Raw genomic sequence first — 413 nt, 5'->3', positions numbered from 1 at the left:
CGGGCATACATGGAGATGATCTTGTCGTCAAAGCCGGTAAAGCGGCTCTGCCCTTTAGGTAGGATCAGTGGATCAAAACTGCCATTCCGATCCCGCGGCACGGTAACCTCAAGTGACCCGAACTCACCTTTGACGGTCTTCTTATAGGTCCCATTGCGCGAGTTGCCGCTGTTGTTACCGTCTGGGGAGTGTTTTTCGTAGCCGAGATGATCTGTCATCTCGACCTGCATGGCCCGCTCCAGGACACGCTTAGTCAACTGTTTCAGAAGCCCGTTTTCACCGACGATGTCTTCTGGTTTCTTGCAGTCCTTAATCAAAGCATCAAGCAATTCATCTACACTGGCCATCGGCTCCCTCCTGTCGAGTGGGTTCTAACCGAAATTGGCCATTTACACAAAGGATTTTACAGGCCC

The 413-nt window shown here is 51.6% G+C and carries 1 protein-coding gene; it reads right to left on the bottom strand.

Features of this window, described 5'->3' with window-relative positions; all coding sequences use genetic code 11:
* Positions 1-347 (bottom strand): transposase (locus JFN93_RS25310; protein ID WP_199387172.1); only part of this gene is annotated, 347 nt, incomplete at its 3' end.
* Positions 348-413: the final 66 nt, after the last annotated feature.

The sequence above is a fragment of the Geomesophilobacter sediminis genome, assembly GCF_016458275.1.
Classification (GTDB): domain Bacteria; phylum Desulfobacterota; class Desulfuromonadia; order Geobacterales; family Geobacteraceae; genus Geomesophilobacter; species Geomesophilobacter sediminis.
This window is presented reverse-complemented; position numbering and strand designations above follow the sequence as displayed.